Below are 20162 nucleotides of genomic sequence, written 5' to 3'. Positions count from 1 at the left end.
AGAGTCGCATGTCCGGTGCGGAGGGCGGGCCGGGGAAACGGGCTGGTCGCAAGGCCAGTACCGCGCCCCGGTCCGACCCCTACTCTACCGCCGGGACCTTCCAATACCTGTCGGCCTTCACCTGGCGCCAGGTCTTCGGATGGCTGCGGCGCAAGCACCGCCGGTCCAACTGGAAGAGTATGCGCCGTCGTTACTGCGCGGGCCGATGGTGGCCCGCCGACGGCGAGGTGGTCTTGTTCAGGTGCGCGAAGGTGCGGACCAACCGCTATCTGTATCGCGGAAACAAGATCCCCTCGCCCTGGCCCAGCGGAACCACGATGGCAGCGGCCGTCTGAGAGGGCTTGTGGAGAGCCGGATGCCCGGAAATCGGGCACGTCCGGTTCGGGAGGCGGGCCGGGGAAACCCACCGACGGCAACGTCGGCCGGGCGTCCCGGTCCGACCTCACACGGTCACCGCAGAGCTGCTCCGGTGGTCGTATGGCGCTGGCTGCCGTACTGCTCGGCTCCTTCACGATCATGGTCGACGCGATGATCGTGAACGTCGCCCTGCCCGCGATCGGCCGGGCTTCGGCAGCGGGATGACCGGCCTGCAGTGGGTGGTCGACGGCTACACGCTCGCCTTCGCCGCGTTCCCAAGTCGGTCCGCGCCGACCGGATGAAGGAGAACATCGACGTCTTCGACTTCGAGCTCACCGACGACCAGATGGCGTCCCTCGCCACCCTGGACACCGGCGGCTCGCTGTTCTTCGACCACCGTGACCCGGCGCAGGTCAGCCGGATCGGCAACGCCCGCATTCACGACTGATCCGGACGGGGTGACAGCGCGTCACCGGAGCTCCGGGGTGTGGGTGCCCGGCTCGTAAGACTCGAAGGGCCGAGGCACCCACGCCCGAGGAACTTTCCCCGGCCGCCCTCACGGCGGCACCCCTCTCACGGACCAGGGCTTCCCCATGTCCCAGAAGCAGAACATCACCGACGTACTCATGGTCGGCGCGACCGGCAGCATCGGACGGCTGGCGGTGGCGGCCGCCAAGCGGCACGGCCTGCGCCCGCGGGCACTGGTACGCGACGTGCGTCGAGCCCAGCAACTACTCCCCGGCGTCGAACTGATGCGGGGAGACCATCGAGTGCGACGTGCACCGCATCGAAGCCGTCGCCCCCTACTCCGACGACTACAACGAGACGGTCGCACGCAACGTCCGCGAGCAGGAGGTCGATGCGCGGCCTGCCATTGCCAACCTCCCACCGTCGGTCGAGCGTTATGACACGGTGCTGCTCGGGAGCCCCATCTGGAACGTGCGAGCACCAATGATCATGTCAACCTTCGCCGAGAGGTTCGACTTCGACGGCAAGACTGTCTTTCCCTTCACGACGTATGCCATGAGCGGACTGGGGACCACCGAGCGTGACTACGGGGCGTCCTGTCGAGGCGCGACGATCGGCGAGGGGCTCGCGGTACGCGGCGAGGAAGTCCGGGACGCCGACGGCGATGTCGGGTCGTGGCTGAGCCGCATCGGCCTTCTCCGAGACTGAACCAGTCGTGAGCGCCGACTACGAGCGGATCACGCTCACCAACCCCGTCCGTATCGGCATCACCCTCTGCGGCCGCGATACCACAGAGTGGTACCGGACGGGTCAGACAGGAAGGCAGGGGCAGTCAATGGCCAGCGGCACAGCAACCGCTCCATCGCGGACGCCCTGTACCTGAGCGAGGCGATCGTCAAGACGCACCTGGTGCGCATCTACCGCAAACTCGGCGTCGCCAACCGGGCGCGGCGTCTTCGAGGCGGTCCGCCGCAGGCTGCTGGAACTCACCTGGCATGGCGGTGCCCTGCACTACGGGAGCAGGGCGCGAGCAGCACTCCATCCCCTTGCTCGGCAGGCTGAAGGGGACGAACCCGATGCCGCGCTCAAGCAGCGTCGGCAGGATCCACTCCTCGCGCTCCCGCCACCGCAGGGAGTGCTCGGGCTGGGCAAGCCGAAGTGCTTGGCCTCGCCGGATTCGATGAGCAACTTCGCCGCCCCCCGGCGATCTCTTCGACGTCGGGCACGCTCGCGTGTCGTGGCGTGTCAACCACTCGGCGATGTGGTGAGGGGCCCTGTCATTCCCCCGAACAACTCGGCTGGGCACCGGGGGCGCTCAGCCGACGAGACGGGGGCGACCTGGCCGTACGCTTCCCGCGAGGCCCACGACCGCGGTGTCGCACTGCGCATGCTGCCGTGTCAGGTCCGGCCGTGCCGCCATGGGCCAAAGGCGGACAGCAAGCGGAGGCCGGACGCCGGGGCCAGAGTGGAACCAGCCCGGCAACGGCGAAGCCGCAGACCGAGGACACCGCGAAGAGGCAGCCCGAAGACGACGGAGCGGAGAGCACTGATGCATCAGATCCACCTGCGTGACCTGGAGGTTTCCCGGATCGGTCTGGGCGCGATGGGTATGTCCCAGGGATACACCGGCGCCGGGACCGACGAGGCGGAGTCCATCCGTACCGTGCACCGCGCCCTGGAGTTGGGCGTCACCTTCATCGACACCGCCGAGATCTACGGTCCGTACACCAACGAGGAACTGCTCGGCCGGGCCCTGAAGGGGCGCCGCGACCAGGTGGTGCTGGCGACGAAGTTCGGCCTGGTCTCGCATGGTGGCGACGGACCGGGCAACCTGGACTCCAGCCCGGCCAACATCCACACCGCCGTCGAGGGCTCTCTGCAGCGTCTCGGGACGGACCACATCGACCTGTACTACCAGCACCGGGTCGACCCGAACATCCCCATCGAGGAGACGGCGGGCGCCGTGGGGGAGCTGATCGCTCAGGGCAAGGTCCGCGCGTTCGGCCTGTCCGAGGCCGGGCCGGAGACGATCCGCCGCGCGAACGCCGTCACGCCGGTCACTGCCGTCCAGTCCGAATACTCCCTCTTCACGCGCGATCCGGAGGCACGGGTGCTGCCCACGCTGCGCGAGCTCGGCATCGGCTTCGTCCCGTTCGCGCCGCTGGGACGGGGCGTCCTCACCGGCGCGATCCGCTCCACCGACGGCTTCGCCGAGGACGACTTCCGGCGGGACAACCCGCGCTTCACCGGCGAGAACTTCCAGCACAACCTGCGCCTGGCCGACGAGGTCCAGGCCGTCGCCGCCGAAGCCGGCGCCACCCCGGCCCAGATCGCCATCGCCTGGCTGCTCGCCCAGGGCGACGACATCGCTCCCATCCCCGGCACCAAGCGCGTGAGCCGCCTCGAAGAGAACACCGCCGCAGACGCCGTCCGGCTCACCCCCGCCCAGCTCGACCGGCTGACGAGCCTCCCGCCCGCGGCCGGCGCCACCCACACCGAAGCCCAGCTGAAGATGCTCGAACGCTGAGCCACCCGCACCAAAAGAAAGAACCCATGCAGAACGTCACCCTGAACAACGGCGTCGAGATGCCGATCCTCGGCTTCGGCGTCTTCCAGATCCCGGCCGACGAGACCGAACAGGTTGTCACCGAGGCCCTCGCGGCCGGCTACCGGTTGCTCGACACGGCGGCCTCGTACGGCAACGAGGAGGCCGTCGGCCGTGCGATCAAGAGCAGCGGCATACCGCGCGAGGAGCTCTTCGTCACCACCAAGCTGTACGTCCAGGACGCGCCTGCCGAGGAGAACACCAAGCCTGCCTTCGAGGCGTCGCTGACCAAGCTCGGGCTCGACTACCTGGACCTGTACCTGATGCACCAGCCTTACGGTGACGTGTACGGCCAGTGGCGGGCCATGGAGCAGCTGAACCGGCAGGGCCTCGCCAAGGCCATCGGCGTCTCCAACTTCTACCCCGACCGCCTCCTCGACCTGATCATCAACAACGAGGTCACGCCCGCCGTCAACCAGATCGAGACCCACCCCTTCTTCCAGCGCGCCGACTACCAGCAGCTGATGCGCGAAGAAGGTGTCCAGCTCCAGGCGTGGGGCGGTTTCGCGGAGGGCAAGAACGATCTGTTCACCAACCCCGTGCTGAGCGAGATCGCCCAGCGGCACGGGAAGTCGGTGGGCCAGGTGGTACTGCGCTGGGCGGTCCAGCGTGGCGTCGCCTCGATCCCGAAGTCGGTACGGCCCGAGCGGATGGCGGAGAACCTCGACGTCTTCGACTTCGCGCTCACCGATGCCGAGATGGCGTCCATCGCCGGCCTGGACACCGGAGCCTCGCTGTTCTTCGACCACCACGACCCGGAGATCGTCAAGTGGCTCAGCGCGCGGCGCCTGGACAGCTGAACCGAAGCGCCCTGGCGATGAGCGGATTCACGCTTGCCGACAGGCCGCTCCGGTGCAAGGCGCCGCACGGCCTGTCGGCGAGCGGGGCTGCCGTGTCATCCGGTGTCGCGGCGCCTGCTTGTTCGCCTTCCGCCCTGACGAGGCCGGACCGCCTCCGCCTCGCGACAGCAGAGCGGTCCGCTGCGTCGCCCGTCGGAAGCGCCCCTCGACCGGCCAGTCGAGAACTACCACTACGGCCGGCGCCGGAACTTCGAGGCCAAGACACCGAGATACTGGCCGACAGCGTCTCGCGTCCGTCGCCGTAGGCGGCCTTGCCGCCAAGGCCGTAGCCGACGCTGCGCGCCTCCGTGACCGCGGCGGTCGTGACGTCCGGCGGGGTCTGGAAGACTCCGAGCCGATGGCCGGGATCTTCGCACCGTCGTTCAGGGAGAAGGCGCTGGTGGACATGTTCGACGCCAAGTACCCCGCCGGTGCCCCGCATGCCGGTTGAGGGGTCCTGCCACACCCCTGTCGCCACCCCCACGGCTCGGCACGATCCCCTGCACGACCGGGCCACCACGCCCCGATCCACACAAGGTTTCCCGCAACGCAAGGACTGATCGAGGCGAACTCACGGTGCTCGGGCGGCCAGTCCTTCCGGCTGACCGGCCCCGGCGCATCCGGGCCAGGGCTGCCGCGGGTGACGGGAACCGGAAAGTGGAAGGGCTCTCATCCGATGGCGCGCCTTGGACGCGACCCCGAGACTGCTGCTGACGGGACGGCCGCCCACGCCGTCCGCCCCCCGGGCCGAAGTGATCGTGCCCTTCACCGACTGCCGCCCATGACGCACGGTGCGCCGACCCGCATGCCCTCACCATTCACTAAGGAGAAGTCCTCCATGCCCAAGCAACCCTCCCGGGCTCAGCAGTTGCTCGGTGATCTCGCGCCGAAGATGGTGCGGCTCACCGACGACGTGCTCTTCGGCGACGTATGGCAACGCGAGGGCCGGTCCCCTCGCGACCGCAGCCTGATCACCGTCGCGGTGCTCACCGCCACCTACTGGCCCGGTCAGCTCGACAGCCATCTGAAGCTCGCCCTTCAGAACGGGCTGACCCAGGACGAACTCGTCGAGGCCCTCACCCACGTGGCGTTCTACGCGGGGTGGCCCAGCGGCATGGGCGCGTTGGTGCAGCTCAAGGGCATCGTCGAGGACGAGAAGGCGTAGGAGACCGAACTCATGGAACTCTCGCACGGAAGGCCACCGCCAAAGCCCCGGCCGAGCGGTTCACCGGCGAAGTCTGGCTGACCATGCTCGCCGAGGGGCAGCCACCGTCCCGGCTGACCGCGGGTGTCTGAACAGTGCAACTCAGACAGCGCCCTGCGACCTCATTGCGGCCATCGACGATGCCCGGCAGCGCCTCCATGGTGTGCGCGCGCACTCCGACGCCCAGAACTATGGTGTCCCACCACATACGCCTCTGACCTGCACGTTCCTACGGTGTGGCGACACGCAAACGTCCCCGTCGAACGTCAGGAAGTGGTGCCGATGTCGTCGCCCGCGACCGCTCCGCCAGCCCCGTCCAACCTCAAGCGCATCGTCGCCGCCAGCCTCATCGGCACCACCATCGAGTGGTACGACTTCTTCCTCTACGGGTCAGCAGCCGCGCTCGTCTTCAACAAGCTGTTCTTCCCCGACTCCGACCCGCTGGTCGGCACCCTGCTGTCGTTCCTCACGTATGCGGTCGGGTTTGCCGCCCGGCCGCTCGGTGCCCTGGTGTTCGGTCACTACGGCGACCGGCTCGGGCGCAAGAAGTTGCTGGTGCTGAGCCTGCTGCTCATGGGCGGGGCGACCTTCGCCATAGGGCTGCTGCCCACGCACGCGACGGTCGGCACCGCCGCGCCCGTGCTGCTGACGACACTGCGTCTGGTGCAGGGCTTCGCGCTCGGCGGTGAGTGGGGCGGCGCCGTCCTGCTCGTGTCCGAGCACGGTGACGCGCGGCGTCGTGGCTTCTGGGCCTCCTGGCCGCAGACCGGCGCACCGGCCGGGCAGCTCCTCGCCACGGGTGTGCTGTCGCTGCTGACCGCCGTGCTCTCCGACAGCGCGTTCGGCTCCTGGGGATGGCGCATTCCGTTCCTCCTGTCCGGAGTGCTGGTGATCGTCGGTTTGTGGATTCGTCTGTCTGTCGATGAATCGCCCGTGTTCCAGCAGGCGTTGGCGCAGGCCGAGGCCCGCAAGGGGACCCAGGACACCGACGCGGAGAAGCTGCCGCTGGTGTCCGTTCTGCGTCACCACTGGAAGGACGTGCTGGTCGCCATGGGCGCGCGCATGGCGGAGAACATCAGCTACTACGTGATCACCGCCTTCATCCTCGTCTACGCCACCACCTCGGCCGGCGTCTCCAAGCAGACCGCCCTCAACGCCGTCCTCATCGCCTCCGCCGTGCACTTCGCCGTCATCCCGGCCTGGGGCGCGCTCTCGGACCGGGTCGGCCGCCGGCCCGTCTATCTGCTGGGCGCGGCGGGGGTCGGCCTGTGGATGTTCCCGTTCTTCTCGCTCATCGACACGGCCGACTTCGGGAATCTGGTCATCGCGGTGACGGTCGGTCTGGTGCTGCACGGAGCGATGTACGCGCCCCAGGCGGCCTTCTTCTCGGAGATGTTCGCGACCCGCATGCGCTACTCGGGTGCGTCCATCGGCGCCCAGTTCGCGTCGGTGGCAGCCGGTGCACCGGCCCCGCTCATCGCGACGGCGCTGCTGTCCGAATCCGGCGGCTCCACGCTGATCGCCCTGTACGTCATCGCGGCGTCCGTCCTGACCCTGATCGCGGTGGGCGTCGCGAAGGAGACGCGCAACCGCGATCTGGCCCACGTCGACTCCCCGGCCGACACGGAGCCGGCGGGGGCGCGTACGGCGGACGCGCGTACCGCCTGAGTCCCGCTCAACCACCGGTCCCGTGTGTCTGCGCGCGCGGGGCCGGTTCGTGTCGGCTTCCCCGCCCCTCGGCCCCGTGGCCGCGCGTCGCAGCGCGGGGCCGGCTGTGGCGCGCACGGATCAGCGGGAGCCCGGTGACGCGGACAATCGGTGCAGCCGCAGCGCCAGTTGTATCTCCAGGGCGCGGGCCGGGCTCTGCCAGTCGTCACCGAGGAGCCGGCCGACGCGCTCCAGGCGCTGCGCCACCGTGTTGACGTGCACGTGGAGTTCGTCCTTGGTGCGCGCCGGGCTCGTCCCGCAGGCGAAGTACGCGTCAAGGGTGCGTACGAGGTCGGTGCCGCGTCGTTCGTCGTAGTCGACGACCTCGCCGATCGTGCGCTCCACATAGCCTGCGATGTCCCGGTCCCCTGCGAGCAGCAGCCCCAGGAATCCGAAGTCCTCGGCGGCGGCACCGTCCCCCGCCCGGCCCAGCAGGCGTAGCGCGTCAAGGCAGCGCTGTCCCTCCGCATAGGCCGCGGCCACCGCGTCGGGGCGGCCCGCGAGGTTCTCGAGGGGTGCGGACGCGCCGACCGTGACCTTCTCGTGGACCGCCGTGCCCAGTTGCCGTGCGGTGCGGCGCGCGAGGTCCGTCGCGGTGGCGCCCGGTCCGAGGGGCAGCAGCAGGACCGTACCGCCGTCGCGGGCGGCGGCGAGCCCGTGCCGGGTGGCCGCCAGGTGGGAGGCGGCGGACCACAGACGACGGCGAGCGGCGGCTTCCTGGTCGGCGTCGGCCGACGCGCCGTCGAGGCGGGCGGCGAGCACCACATGAGTGGCGTCGAGATCGGCGCGCAGCCGCGCGGCCCGCTGGCGCAGCACGCGCGGGTCGCGGTCGCGGGCGTCGAGGAGGTCGTCCAACAACTCGCCGCGCACGCGCTGTTCGGCCTCGACGGCCGAACGGCGGGCGAGCAGCAGCAAGGAGGTGACCATCGCGGCGCGCTCCAGGGTGCGCTGGTCGACGGGGTCGAGCCCCGGATGGCCGCGCAGCACCAGCGCGCCGAGCAGCTCGCCGCCGGCCGCCACGGCGGCGATCCAGTCGTCCCCGTTCCGCACGGCGTGGCCCTCGGCGCGGGACGCCTCCAGGGCAGCGGTGGGGGCGGCGTCCGCCTCGGCGAACTGGACCGTGCCGGCGAGGACCTGGGAGACCGCAGCCGCCACGTCGTGGACGCCACCGCCGCGCAGGACGAGCTGGGCGAGCCGGTCGTGGACGTCCGAGGCCCGCTCGATGACGCCGCTGCGGTCGCGGATGATCTCGTTGGCCCGGGCGAGCCGGTCCAGGGCCGAACGGGTCTCGGTGAGCAGGTTCGCGGTGTCGATGGCCGCGGCTGCCAGCGCGGCGAACGAGCCGAGGAGGGCGATCTCCTCCCGCTCGAAGACCCGGGCCCGCCGGTCGGCGGCGAAGAGCACCCCGATCACCTGCGGTCCGATCATCAGGGGCACACCGAGGATCGCCACGAGCCCCTCGTCGCTCACGCCCGTGTCGATCGTCCGCGTGTGCTGGAAGCGGTCGTCCTTGAAGTAGTCGGGCGTCACATAGGGGCGTGCGGTCTGGGCGACCAGTCCGCCGAGCCCCTCCCCCATGCCGAGCCTCAACTGCTGGAAACGCGCGGCGACCGAACCCTCGGTGACCCTCATATAGGTGTCGCCCGCCGCCTCGTCGTGCAGGGTCAGATACGCGACGTCGGTGCTCAACAGCGACCTGGCGCGCTGCACGATTGCCTGCAGGACGGCGTCGAGGTCACGGAGTCCGGCCAGATCGTGCGCCGTCTCGAAGAGCGCGGACAGCTCTGCCTCACGGCGGCGTCTGCCTTCCATCTCCGCGCGCACGCGCAGCGCCAGCCGTTTGGTCTGCTCCAGGACATCGACGCGCTGTGCCGGCAGGCCCTCGGCGCGGGCGAGCAGCACCGGCTGCTCGTACGCGTCGGCCGACGCACCCCGGGCAAGGAGCTCCAGGAACGGCGCCTCAGCACAGGTGCCGGGGCGCTCCGCGGACTGAACGTGATCGCGAGACATGCCCCCAGGATGGACCACACTCGGCCCGCTCCCACCGCCTCTGTGGACAACTTCTGACATGTCCCCGCTCAGTGTGCAGTCCAGCCGCCGTCGAGGACCAGCGACGTGCCGGTGACGAAGGACGCCTGTGGGCTGCACAGATAGGCCACCGCCTCGGCGACCTCCCCCGGTTCGATCAACCGCTTGACGGCACTGTCCTGGAGCAGCACCTCGGACAACACGCGCTGCTCGGGGATTCCGTGCGCCCGCGCCTGGTCCGCGAGCTGCTCCTCGACGAGCGGCGTGCGCACGTACGCCGGGTTCACACAGTTGGACGTGACCCCGTGGGGAGCACCCTCCAGGGCGGCTGTCTTCGAGAGCCCTTCGAGTCCGTGTTTGGCGGCGACGTACGCCGCCTTGAACGCCGAGGCGCGCAGCCCATGGACCGACGAGATGTTGACGATGCGGCCCCAGCCCTGTCCGTACATATGGGGCAGCGCCCCGCGGATGAGGCGGAACGGCGCCTCCAGCATCACCGTCAGCACGGTGTGGAAGACGTCGGGCGGGAATTCCTCCAGCGGGCGGACCAACTGCAGCCCGGCGTTGTTGACGAGGACGTCGGTGCCGGCGGCGGCGAGTTCGGCCGCGTCCAGGTCGGTGAGGTCGAGGACGTGCGGCTCGACGGTGCCCGCGAGGCCGCGGGCAGCGCCGGTGAGGCCTTCGAGGCCGGCGGCGTCCCGGTCGACCGCTCTCACCTTGGCCCCGGCGGCAGCCAACCGCAGCGCGCAAGCGCGGCCGATACCGCCGGCGGCACCGGTGACGAGGGCGGTGCGTCCGCCGAGATCGAGGGCGAGGGCGTGAGGCGCGGTCATGCGTCGACCCTAGGTAGGGCCCACCCCTCGCCCCATATGGTCACCACCCATACTTCACAGCGGATTGGTGGGGTCGAACCATGTGGGTGCATCCGACAGTGCCTGCTTGATCCGGAGTAGCCCGAACTCGTTCAGCTCCGGCAGCGCGTCCACCGCGAACCAGCCCACCTCCAGCGACTCGTCGTCGTTGACGCGCGCCTCGCCGCCGACTGCCCGGCAGCGGAACGTGATGTCCATGTACTGGCACACGTCGCCGTTCGTGTATGTCACCGGTTCCAGTGCCTGGACGAGGACGACTCGTTCGGCGACGCACCGCACCGCCGTCTCCTCGTACACCTCGCGCACGGCACAGACCGCCGGCTGCTCGCCCGGCTCCGGAATGCCTCCGATCACCGACCACTTCCGGGTGTCGGTACGGCGCCCGAGCAGCACCCTGCCGTCGTCGTCGAAGACGATGGCGGTGACGCCCGGGAGCCACAGCAGCTGATGACCGGCGGAGGCGCGGATGGTCCGGATGAAATCGGGAGTAGCCATGGCCAGACCCTAACGGGCCGGTTCCCTCACTCCCGGCTCTTCGGCCCGCACGTCGGGAATGCCATGGTCGCGCCGGCCGCGTGCCGCCGACACCACCGCCCAGCCGAGCCCACCGGCCGCGACGAGCAAGAGAACCATCTCAGGCAGGGTGCCGAGCCGTGTCGCGGGCGTCAGGGAGGAGCGCAGCGGCACCTTCTGGACGAGCGAGGCGGCCACGAACATCCCGGTCCGCTGGGTGATCTTTCCGTCCGGCATGATGACGGCGCTGACGCCGCTGGTCACCGGCACGGTGACGGTACGGCTGTGCTCCACCGCCCGCACCCGGGACATGGCCAGCTGCTGGTAGGTCATCTCGCTGCGGTCGAAAGTCGCGTTGTTGCTGGGCACCGAGATCAGCTGTGCGCCGTCCGTGACGGTGCTGCGCACGGTCCAGTCGAAGGCGGCCTCGTAGCAGGTGACGAGCCCGACTTTGGCGTCCGCCATGGTGAACACGCCCGGCTTGTGTCCCCGGCTGAAGTCCTGGCGCACCATCGACGTCCAGTTCTTGTTGATGACGCCGAGAAGCGAGCGCAGCGGGAGGTACTCGCCGAACGGCTGCACCTGCCGCTTGTCGTACGTGTCCACGGGGCCCTTGTCCGGGTCCCACAGGATCTGCTCGTTGTAGAGCTTGCCGTCACGCTCGACGACACCGCCGACGGAGATGGGCGCACCGATCGCCTTCACGGCACCTTCGATCACGGCGGCGGCGTCGGGGTTGGCGAAGGGGTCGATGTCGGAGGAGTTCTCGGGCCACAGCACGAGGTCGGGCCGCGGGGCCTTGCCTGCCTTGACCTTCTCGGCCAGGCGCTCGGTCTCACGCACGTGGTAGTCGAGGACGGCGCGCCGCTGTGCGTTGAACTCGAGCCCGGCGCGCGGCACGTTGCCCTGGATGACGGCGACGGTCGCGGTGCCGTTCTCGGCCTTGTCGGTGACCAAGGAGCGCGCGGCGACGGCGCCCACCACGGGAGCAGCGACGCTGATCAGTGCGGCTACGGCGGCCCCGCGCCGCAGTACACCGCCGCTGCGCCGCCCGTCCACCACGACGCGCACGATCTCGTACAGCCCGAAGCCGCACAGCACGACCGCGAAACCCAGCACCGGGGTTCCGCCGACGGCGGCGAGCGGCAGGAAGACACCGTCCGCCTGGCCGAAGGCGATCTTCCCCCAGGGGAAACCACCGAAAGGCACGCGCGCGCGTGCCGCCTCCCCCGCGATCCACACGGCGGCCGCCCACACCGGCCAGGCGGGCAGCCGGGAGACCCACGCGACACCGACGCCCACGAGCGCGATGAAGATCGCCTCCACCGCGACGAGCGCGAGCCACGGACCGGAGCCGACCTCGACGCCGGTCCACACGAGCAGCGGCAGCAGAAAACCGAGGCCGAACAGATATCCGAGACCGAGGGCCGCCTTCCAGGTGCGCCCGCGCAGAGTCCAGCCGAAGACGGCGAAGGCCGGAAGGGCCAGCCACCACAGGGTCCGGGGCGGGAAACTGACGTAGAGCAGCACTCCGGAGAGCGCCGCGGCGGCGGCCGGAACGAGGCGCCGAACCCGGCGGGCACCACGGGGTGCGGGCCCGGCCTGGGGTTCGAGCCGCTCCGGCTCTCCCACGGAAGTTGCGGTGACGGTCACCCCGGGAGTGTACGGCGCGTGACCAAGACGCCGACAGGTCGGTCCGCTCCGCACCCGGGACGTTCCATTCACCCTTGCCCCGTTTTTCTCTGCCCTTCTGCTACATCGTTGCTGCGCAACTCATCCACAAATCGCCGCATCACCCGTTAGCGTGTGCCCGGGCCTCTGACGTGCGGCCGGATGCGGCCGGACCGGTCGGGCCCACTACAGGGGGGCGGCGGGGTGGGATCCACTGGGATGGCGTCCGCGACCGGGGCCACGGACGCGGAGGACGAGAGACGAAACGTTTCGGATGCGACGGGCGTCCTGGTGCTCGGCGCGTGCGCGGCATGGTCGATCATCACGGCCACCGCACACGGCGGCCGTCCCGAGGGCGTCCTGCTCGCGGTGCTCGCGGTCGCCGCGGGCTACGCGTCGGGGCGCATCTTCGGGGCGCTTCTGCCGGTCGCCGCACCCACGGCGGGCGCCTTGGCCGGCCTCGGGCTCGCGGTCGCCGCCCCGCATGTCACGGCGGGCCCGCAGTTCATATCGCCACTGGGGCACACCGGCGCGATCGCGGCGCTGCTGACGCTCTCCTCGGGCGCGGCGTGCTGTGCCGCGTGGGCGGCCCGCAGCCAGGCACAGCGGCTCGCACTGCGTCTGTCGGCCGTGGGAATCGCCGTGGCCGCGGCAGCGATCGGCTCGACGACGGGCCTCGTGGCCTCCACCGGGGTGCTGCTCTGCTCGATCGCCGCCGACCGGATGCGGCACCGCGCCCCGGCACTGGCGGGCCTCGCGCTCGTCGCGGCCCTGGCGACCGGAGTGATGTGGGCGATCGCCGAGAACGCCCTGCCGGGCGGCCTCGGTGCCTTTCTGGAGGACCAGCTCGGCCGGCACCGCGTCCTGCTCTGGCGCGACGCGCTCACGCTGGCCCACCGGGATCCGGCATTCGGCGCGGGGCCCGGGCGCTTCGGCGAGCTGAGCCCCACGGCCACACAGTCCCTCCTGCCGGACGGCAAGCCGCACTCCGCACCGCTCCAGCAGACCGCGGAACAGGGCCTGACCGGCGTGGCACTGCTCGCGGCGGTCTTCTGCTGGGTCCTGTACGCGCTGTGGCGCACCCGGCGGCCCACGCCGGTCGCGCTCACGGCGGGCGCCGCGCTGACGGCGCTGGCGGTCATCGCATCGGTCGGCAACGCGCTGAGCTTCACCACGGTGACGGCGGGGGCGGGGCTGCTGGCAGGTATCGCGACGGCTCGTCCGCTCGCGGACGAGCACGGGGGCAGGCGGGAGCCCGAGTCGCAGTAGAGCCAGGGATGTGTCCAGGGCTCAGCAAGTCTCGGTAAATAAGGAGAGGGGAGACCAGGAAACGTCCCACCGGGCGGGTCAGTGTGTGGCGCCGGGCAGGCTCGGATGCAGTCGGGCCCGGATGACGCGCACCGCCGTCTCGGCGTTGTCCACGGTGATCGTGAAGGTATGACCGTCCCAGAGACGCAGGACGACGCCCTCGCCCCGCCGTACGACGACGGCCGTGCCCTTCTCGGGCCGCCAGCGGTAGCCCCAGCCGCCCCACTGGCGCGGGGTGACCCGGGGCACGAATTCGGCCCCGGCGACGAGCGAGAGGGGGATGCGGCGGCGCGGGACACCGATGTGGCCGCAGCGCACCTCGAGGCAGTCCTTGTCGACCTTCACCGCGACGTGCACGAACGCGAGGGTGCCGAAGAGGACCAGCAGCCCGGCGGCGATGCAGCCCACGACGGACATGACGAGCGGGGCGATGCCGGACGTCCACGCGGAGTCGACGGCCAGTTGGATGCCAAGTGCCATGAACGCGGCACCGCCGAGCGCCAGCAGCCACTGTGCCCGGTTGGTCGCGCGCCCCGTCCAGATCTCGGGGTCGCCCTGGGGGTGGTCCCTCATGCCTCGAGAGTACCCAGCTTCCCGAGCGCGGGCACGGGGTTGCTCAGAGTTACTGGTCCGGAGGGCGCTCAGGCGCGCTGAGGGCGGGCCGACGCCCCTCAGCGCGCGGGGCTGACCGCCTCCTGCAGGAACCTGCCCTCGGCGTACGCCAGCGCCTCGGGCGGCAGCACGCCCTCGCGACCGCTCAGCAACACGGTCAGACCGCCCTCGGCGGGAGCCTGCGGCGCCGAGGGCTCGCCGATCCGGCGCAGCGCCTGGGCGACCACCGCCCCCGCGGTTCCATGCAGGATGAGCGGTGGCAGGGCGGGATTCTGCACGGCCGCGCGGATGCGGTCGGCGACCAGTTCGTAATTGGTGCAGCCGAGAACGACGGTCGTGACATCGTCGGGGGTGAGCACGGCGGCCGCGGCGATGGCGGCGTCGACCGCCGGGTCGTCCGCGTGGTGCACGGCGTCCGCAAGCCCGGGGCACGGCACCTCGGTCACGGTCACCCCGTCGGCGAACTCCCGGATGAGACCGCGCTGGTAGGCGCTCCCGGTGGTGGCGGGCGTGGCCCAGATCGCGACGGGTCCACCGCCCGCCGCCGCCGGCTTGATCGCCGGAACCGTGCCGATGATCGGCAGGTCCGGTTCGAAACGGGCACGCAGGGCGGGCAGGGAGTGCACGGATGCGGTGTTGCAGGCAACGATCAGGACGTCGGGACGGTGCGCGGCGGCGGCCACGGCGACGGCCAGGGCGCGCTCGGTGATGTCCTCCGGAGTGCGGGGTCCCCATGGCATCCCCTCGGGGTCCCAGGAGAGGACGAGATCCGCATCGGGCCGCAGACGACGTGCGGCGGCGGCAGCGGGGAGCAGACCGATTCCGGAGTCCATGAGCGCGATCTTCACCCGGCCACGATAGACGATGTGCCCCGAGCGGCCCGCGCGGTGGGGCAGACTGCGCGGGTGAGCGCCATCGTGTGGACTGCTGCGGTATCACTCGCCGCCTGGTTGTGGCTGCTGCTGTGCCAGGGCTTCTTCTGGCGCACGGATGTCAGGCTGCCGCCCCGCGGGGACCCCGGGGACTGGCCGTCGGTCTGCGTCGTCGTGCCGGCGCGGGATGAGACCGCGGTGCTGCCGCACAGTCTTCCCTCGCTGCTCGCACAGGACTATCCGGGGCGTGCCGAGGTCTTCCTGATCGACGACGGCAGTTCGGACGGCACCGGGGAGCTGGCACGCGATCTGGCGCAGCGCCACGGCGGGCTGCCGCTCACCGTCGACTCCCCGGGCGAGCCTCCCGCGGGCTGGACCGGCAAGCTGTGGGCGGTGCGTCACGGAATCGCTCTGGCACGCGCGCGTGCGCCCGAATACCTGCTCCTGACGGACGCCGACATCGCACACGCTCCCGACAGCCTGCGGGAACTGGTGGCGGCGGCGCGCACCGGCGGCTTCGACCTTGTCTCACAGATGGCCCGGCTGCGGGTGGAGAGCGTCTGGGAACGGCTTGTCGTGCCCGCGTTCGTGTACTTCTTCGCCCAGCTGTATCCGTTCCGCTGGATCGCGGAGCGGGGCTCGCGGACGGCGGCCGCGGCGGGCGGCTGCGTGCTGCTGCGCGCCGACGCCGCCGAACGCGCGCGGGTTCCCGACGCCATCCGGCAGGCGGTCATCGACGATGTGGCGCTCGCGCGGGCGGTCAAGAACAGCGGCGGCCATATCTGGCTGGGTCTGGCCGACCGGGTCGACAGCGTGCGCCCGTATCCGCGGCTGCACGACCTGTGGCGGATGGTCTCGCGCAGCGCATACGCCCAGCTGCGGCACAGTCCGCTGCTGCTCGCGGGTACGGTGCTCGGACTCGCCGCCGTGTACCTCGTGCCGTCCGTCGCGTTGGTCGCCGGGCTCGTCACCGAGAACGTCGCGGCGATGGTGGTCGGCGGACTCGCGAAGCTGGTGATGACGGCGACGTACGTCCCGATGCTGCGTTACTACCGTCAGCCTCTGTGGCTCGCGCTGCTCCTGCCGGTCACCGCGCTCCTGTATCTCCTCATGACGGTCGATTCGGCGGTGCAGCACTACCGGGGGCGCGGTGCGGCGTGGAAGGGCCGCACCTACGCGCGTCCGGACGCGGCGCTCGACGAGCAGTGACCGGGCCTGTCGCCTGCACGATCGGCCCGGTGGGTCACTTCCTTCCGGGGGTCCAGTTCATGCCCCACCCGTAGACGTGGTCGATCGTGCGCTGCGGGCTGACGCCGCGCTCCGGAACCAGGTAGCGGGCTTCGCGCTGGACGACCAGGTCACCGCCGGTGTTGGTGATGAGGGCGAGCGCGCACACGGTCGAGGGCACCGTGCACTCGTCGAGGAAGAACTCGACGGGTGCGCCGTACTGCGGCTGGAGCGTGACCGTGGCGTGCAGGTCGGCGAAGGAGCGGGCGCCTTCGTAGATGGTCACGAAGATGAGGATGCGCCGGAAGCTCTGCTTGTGGTCGAGATTGACGGTGAGGTTCTCGCCGCTCTCCACGGCGCCGGTGCGGTCGTCGCCGTCGAGGTGGATGTACGGCGGCTGGTGCAGCGCCCCGAAGGCGTTGCCCAGCGCCTGGACGACCCCCTTGCTGCCGTCGGAGAGCTCGTAGAGGGCGCACAGGTCCAGGTCGAGGTCCGCGTGCAGGGCCACCGCCCGGCCGCGCTTGCTGCCCCAGCCGGAGAACTGCTTGCGCACCTGCCAGTTGAGGTTCACACGCATGGCACCCGAGGTGCCGCCCTGCTTGGTCAGCGAGACCGAGGGTGCCTGCTTGGTGAGCGTGACCTTGGTGAGGCGGACCGGAGCCGCGGGCGCCGACGGGGGAACAGGAGGCGGAGGCGCACCGTACGGGCCGGTCGGAGGCTGGGACGGCGGTGCGCCGTAAGGGGAAGGAGGAGGTGGCGGTGCGCCGTATGGGGAGGTGGAAGGCAGCGCGGTCACCGGCGGCGGAGGCGCGGCGACGGGCGGTGCGGACGGCGAAGGCGCGGTGGCCGGCGGGGTCGCCTGCGCGTTGGGCCGGTCCACTCGTGTGACGGGCGCGGAAGGCGGCGCCGCGCGCTGCGGCTCGTCCACCGTGATTCCGTAGTCCGTGGCCAGGCCCTCGAGTCCACTGCTGTAGCCCTGTCCGACGGCGCGGAACTTCCATGCGCCCTGACGGCGGTAGAACTCCCCCAGCACGAACGCGGTCTCGACGGTCGCCTGGGGATCGAAGCGTGCGACCTCCGCACCCTTCCCCGCGTCGAGCACACGGATGTAGAGACCTGGCACCTGCCCGAACGTTCCTCCGTCGGCGGAGGCGGCCAGCACCACCGTCTCGATCGCGGGCTCCAGACGCGCGAGGTCGACGAGGAGGGTGTCCGTCACCTGACCGCCCACGTCGCGCTTGCCCTCGTGGCGCACCGCGCCGGTGGAGTGGGTGGGCTGGTTGTAGAAGACGAAGTCACCGTCGGTACGGACCCTCCCGGAGACCAGCAGCAGCGCCGAGGCGTCCGCGTCGGGCACACCCGGTCCGGAACGCCAGCCCAGTTCTACGCGCAACGCTGTCGTCGGAACCTGAAGGTTCGATCCCTTCGGCATCGACATGTCCGCCCCCTCACGTGTCGCCGCACCAGGACCGAGGCCCGGGCAGTCGGTTTGCATCCGCTCCGGCCAACCTAATCCTCGGGGACCCCAAACTCCCATGCCCCGTACCGGAAGCCCCCTGCTCAACCCCCGGTAACCCGCCGGGAACTCCGGCTTTACACGATCCGAACCCCGCCCGCTGACCTTTTTTGCCAAGTTCGCTCGCATTGGGGATCCCGCGTCACCACGGACACGGAAAACAACCCTCTTATCGGTCTCCCCAACCAGCACATCGTGGGCTTAACTTATGTGCCATGACCTCCCCCCGCTCCACCTATGGCGGCGGTTACTACTCCGCGTCGCCCTTCCCGGACACTCCGATCTACGACAGGCTCGTCGCCGAGCGGGGCACCCCGCAGATCGCTCCGATCCGGGTCCCCTCCGCGTACGAGACGCCGGGTAGCAACCTGCCCGCACTGCCGTCCGCGCTTCCCGCGCTGCCGGCCGCACCCTCCCCTCACATGCCCTCCTACGGCTACCCCCAGGCGCCGCAGCCCGCCCCGCTACAGCAGGCCCCGACCGCGTACATTCCGCAGCAGACGGGGCCGCGCGGCTACCCCGGTCCCCAGCAGATGCAGCAGCCGCGCCCCACGGGCACGGGCTACGAGGCGATGCGCCCCGCGGCGCCGCGCCCGGCCCCGGCGCCGTACCAGGACCCGTACAACAACGGGCAGCAGTACCGCGGATACTGATCCGCCTCACGGCATGAGGCCGTCGGTGCCCGGTGGCACGATGGCCTCATGCCGAAACCAGCGCTGCACTCGATTCACGTCCACCCGGTCAAGGCACTGCGGGGCCAGGCGCTCCACGAGGCCGTGGTGGAGCCATGGGGGCTCGCCGGGGACCGGCGCTGGGCACTGATCGACAAAGCGGGAAGGGTCGTCACCCAACGCGAACACCCGCGCCTGGCGCTGGCCGCCGCCGAGCTCCTGCCCGGCGGCGGGATCCGCGTGTCCGCGTCCGGTCTGGAACCGCTGACCGTCGCCGTGCCGCACCCGGGCGTCACCACGACCGCGAAGTGGTCGGGAGAGAAGATCGAGACGGTTCCCGCCGGCCTCGATGCGAGCGACTGGTTCAGCGCGTACCTCGACAAGGCCGTGACCCTCGTCCACCTCGACGACCCCGCCGTCCGCCGCCCCATCGACGACCCGCCGTACGGGCGCCCGGGCGAGACCGTCAGCCTGGCCGACGGCTACCCGCTGCTGCTCACTTCGCTCGCCTCCCTGGACGCTCTCAACTCGCTGATCGAGGAGGGTGACCACCCGGGCGAGGGCCCACTGCCCATGAACCGGTTCCGGCCGAATGTCGTCGTGGCCGGCACGCCGCCCTGGGCCGAGGACGACTGGAAGCGGATCGCCATCGGGGAGATCGTCTTCCGGGTCGCCAAGAAGTGCGGGCGCTGCGTCGTGACCACCACGGACCAGGCCACCGCCGAGCGCGGCAAGGAGCCGCTGCGCACCCTCGGCCGCCATCGCCGATTCGGGGACAAGCTGGCCTTCGGACAGAACCTGGTGCCAGAGACGCTCGGTGCGGTCCGCATCGGCGATCCGGTCACGATCCTCGAATAGGGCCCGCCCGCGGGCCTGCTCCTGTCGTTCAGGCTCCTCGATGCGTCGCCCGGTCGGGAAGTCGGTCGGCCGACGCGGTCGTTGAGGTCAGCGTGAGAGGTCCATGAGAGGCGCGTGAGGCACGAGAGAGGTGATTTCGCTCTCTCTTCCCCGGCCCCGGGAGTGAACGGCCGGGCACGGGGGTTATCACAGACGGGAAGGGGGTGCGGGACGGTGCGAGCAATCAGCGGCCTGTGGCGCTGGCGGCGCAGTCCGCTGCGCCGTGGAACCGATCTGGCCGAGGCCTGGGTGGCACTGGCCGCCCTCTTCCTGGTCCTTGTCGCCGCGCCCCTCGTCGGGGCTGTGATCGGATCGGTCGCGCAGGCCTCCCTGCAGAAGTCCGTGCGCGCCCAGCAGCACTCCCGCCACCTCGTGGCGGCCACCGTCGTCAAGAAGCTCAACGACGTCCCGATGAACCCGGATCCGGAGTCCTCGACGTCGCGCGACACGAACAGCCGCGTGCTCGCCGACTGGACCGCACCGGACGGCACAGAACAGCACGGCACCGTCCTCTCCGACCTCAAGTCCCCGCACCCGGGCGACCACTTCACTCTCTGGACCGACCGTCACGGCCGAACAGCGGCCCGTCCGCTGGACAGCACCACTGCGACGACCCACGCCGTGCTGGCGGGCGTCGGCGCGGCCGCGATGACCGTGGGGCTCATCGAGGGCGGCCGTCGGCTGATCGTCTGGCGCATGGTCCTGCGCCGGTACGCACGCTGGGACCAGGCATGGGACAAGGCGGGCCCGGACTGGGGCCGCACCGGAACGGGCAGTTGACCGCCTTCCGGCTCC

General features: G+C 70.8%; 17 protein-coding genes and 5 pseudogenes. 15 read left to right on the top strand and 7 right to left on the bottom strand.

Translation table 11 applies throughout. From position 1 onward, the window contains the following. From ACZ3TS_RS23705 to ACZ3TS_RS23660, 10 genes and pseudogenes are all read left to right on the top strand, one after another. Positions 1–335 (top strand): annotated as a pseudogene (locus tag ACZ3TS_RS23705) (hypothetical protein); the annotation flags it as partial. 142 nt (positions 336–477) lie between these two features. Further along, positions 478–629 (top strand): annotated as a pseudogene (locus tag ACZ3TS_RS23700) (MFS transporter); the annotation flags it as partial. After that, positions 629–805 (top strand): annotated as a pseudogene (locus tag ACZ3TS_RS23695) (aldo/keto reductase); the annotation flags it as partial. The pseudogenes ACZ3TS_RS23700 and ACZ3TS_RS23695, both read left to right, overlap by 1 nt. A gap of 145 nt (positions 806–950) precedes the next feature. Next, positions 951–1064, top strand: a pseudogene (locus tag ACZ3TS_RS23690) (hypothetical protein); the annotation flags it as partial. A 58-nt stretch (positions 1065–1122) separates the two neighbouring features. Further along, positions 1123–1533, top strand: coding sequence for a flavodoxin (locus tag ACZ3TS_RS23685; protein ID WP_467621109.1), 411 nt, complete (start codon positions 1123–1125; stop codon positions 1531–1533). A gap of 141 nt (positions 1534–1674) precedes the next feature. Further along, positions 1675–1813 (top strand): annotated as a pseudogene (locus ACZ3TS_RS23680) (LuxR C-terminal-related transcriptional regulator); the annotation flags it as partial. Positions 1814–2374: 561 nt separating this feature from the next. Further along, positions 2375–3352: an aldo/keto reductase gene (locus ACZ3TS_RS23675; RefSeq protein WP_467621107.1), complete on the top strand. Its 978-nt coding sequence runs from the start codon at positions 2375–2377 to the stop codon at positions 3350–3352. Between the two features lie 26 nt (positions 3353–3378). Continuing rightward, complete coding sequence (locus ACZ3TS_RS23670) at positions 3379–4230, top strand: aldo/keto reductase (protein WP_467621091.1); 852 nt, start codon at positions 3379–3381, stop codon at positions 4228–4230. 877 nt (positions 4231–5107) lie between these two features. Beyond that, entirely contained in the window at positions 5108–5434 is a 327-nt protein-coding gene (locus tag ACZ3TS_RS23665; RefSeq protein ID WP_467621088.1) for a carboxymuconolactone decarboxylase family protein, read from the top strand. A gap of 321 nt (positions 5435–5755) precedes the next feature. Continuing rightward, positions 5756–7141: an MFS transporter gene (locus tag ACZ3TS_RS23660; protein WP_467621086.1), complete on the top strand. Its 1386-nt coding sequence runs from the start codon at positions 5756–5758 to the stop codon at positions 7139–7141. A gap of 120 nt (positions 7142–7261) precedes the next feature. Here ACZ3TS_RS23660 and ACZ3TS_RS23655 read toward each other — a convergent pair whose 3' ends face one another. The 4 genes from ACZ3TS_RS23655 to lnt all read right to left on the bottom strand — a co-directional run bounded on the left by ACZ3TS_RS23655 (position 7262) and on the right by lnt (position 12246). After that, entirely contained in the window at positions 7262–9190 is a 1929-nt protein-coding gene (locus ACZ3TS_RS23655) for a helix-turn-helix domain-containing protein (RefSeq protein ID WP_467621083.1), read from the bottom strand. Between the two features lie 68 nt (positions 9191–9258). Beyond that, positions 9259–10041 (bottom strand): 3-hydroxybutyrate dehydrogenase, encoded by a 783-nt coding sequence (locus ACZ3TS_RS23650; protein ID WP_467621081.1) that lies wholly within the window; start codon positions 10039–10041, stop codon positions 9259–9261. Positions 10042–10095: 54 nt separating this feature from the next. Continuing rightward, positions 10096–10575: an NUDIX hydrolase gene (locus ACZ3TS_RS23645; RefSeq protein WP_467621078.1), complete on the bottom strand. Its 480-nt coding sequence runs from the start codon at positions 10573–10575 to the stop codon at positions 10096–10098. Positions 10576–10584: 9 nt separating this feature from the next. Then, complete coding sequence (lnt, locus tag ACZ3TS_RS23640; protein WP_467621075.1) at positions 10585–12246, bottom strand: apolipoprotein N-acyltransferase; 1662 nt, start codon at positions 12244–12246, stop codon at positions 10585–10587. A gap of 237 nt (positions 12247–12483) precedes the next feature. Between lnt and ACZ3TS_RS23635 the strand changes: the two genes are divergently transcribed. Continuing rightward, positions 12484–13533 carry an O-antigen ligase family protein gene (locus tag ACZ3TS_RS23635; protein WP_467621073.1) on the top strand — a complete coding sequence of 350 codons (1050 nt, stop codon included), beginning with the start codon at positions 12484–12486 and terminating at the stop codon, positions 13531–13533. Positions 13534–13611: 78 nt separating this feature from the next. On the opposite strand, the gene ACZ3TS_RS23630 is transcribed toward ACZ3TS_RS23635, so the two are convergent. Then, positions 13612–14145 (bottom strand): hypothetical protein, encoded by a 534-nt coding sequence (locus ACZ3TS_RS23630; protein ID WP_467621070.1) that lies wholly within the window; start codon positions 14143–14145, stop codon positions 13612–13614. A 98-nt stretch (positions 14146–14243) separates the two neighbouring features. Next, positions 14244–15032, bottom strand: a complete 789-nt coding sequence (locus ACZ3TS_RS23625) for a glutamate racemase (RefSeq protein WP_467621068.1) — start codon at positions 15030–15032, stop codon at positions 14244–14246. Between the two features lie 57 nt (positions 15033–15089). Here ACZ3TS_RS23625 and ACZ3TS_RS23620 point away from each other — a divergent pair, with 57 nt between their 5' ends. Continuing rightward, positions 15090–16265 (top strand): glycosyltransferase, encoded by a 1176-nt coding sequence (locus tag ACZ3TS_RS23620; RefSeq protein WP_467621065.1) that lies wholly within the window; start codon positions 15090–15092, stop codon positions 16263–16265. Positions 16266–16299: 34 nt separating this feature from the next. Here ACZ3TS_RS23620 and ACZ3TS_RS23615 read toward each other — a convergent pair whose 3' ends face one another. Continuing rightward, positions 16300–17721 (bottom strand): TerD family protein, encoded by a 1422-nt coding sequence (locus ACZ3TS_RS23615; RefSeq protein WP_467621062.1) that lies wholly within the window; start codon positions 17719–17721, stop codon positions 16300–16302. Positions 17722–18014: 293 nt separating this feature from the next. Between ACZ3TS_RS23615 and ACZ3TS_RS23610 the strand changes: the two genes are divergently transcribed. The 3 genes from ACZ3TS_RS23610 (at position 18015) to ACZ3TS_RS23600 (ending at position 20147) form a co-directional block, all read left to right on the top strand. After that, positions 18015–18452, top strand: a complete 438-nt coding sequence (locus tag ACZ3TS_RS23610; protein WP_467621059.1) for a DUF6643 family protein — start codon at positions 18015–18017, stop codon at positions 18450–18452. 48 nt (positions 18453–18500) lie between these two features. Then, positions 18501–19328, top strand: a complete 828-nt coding sequence (locus ACZ3TS_RS23605; RefSeq protein ID WP_467621056.1) for an MOSC domain-containing protein — start codon at positions 18501–18503, stop codon at positions 19326–19328. A 213-nt stretch (positions 19329–19541) separates the two neighbouring features. Further along, complete coding sequence (locus ACZ3TS_RS23600; RefSeq protein ID WP_467621053.1) at positions 19542–20147, top strand: Rv1733c family protein; 606 nt, start codon at positions 19542–19544, stop codon at positions 20145–20147. Positions 20148–20162 lie beyond the last annotated feature (15 nt).

The organism is Streptomyces sp. NPDC022910 (genome assembly GCF_055561075.1).
Note: the sequence above shows the minus strand (reverse complement) of the source record. Positions and strands in the feature narration are given on the sequence as shown.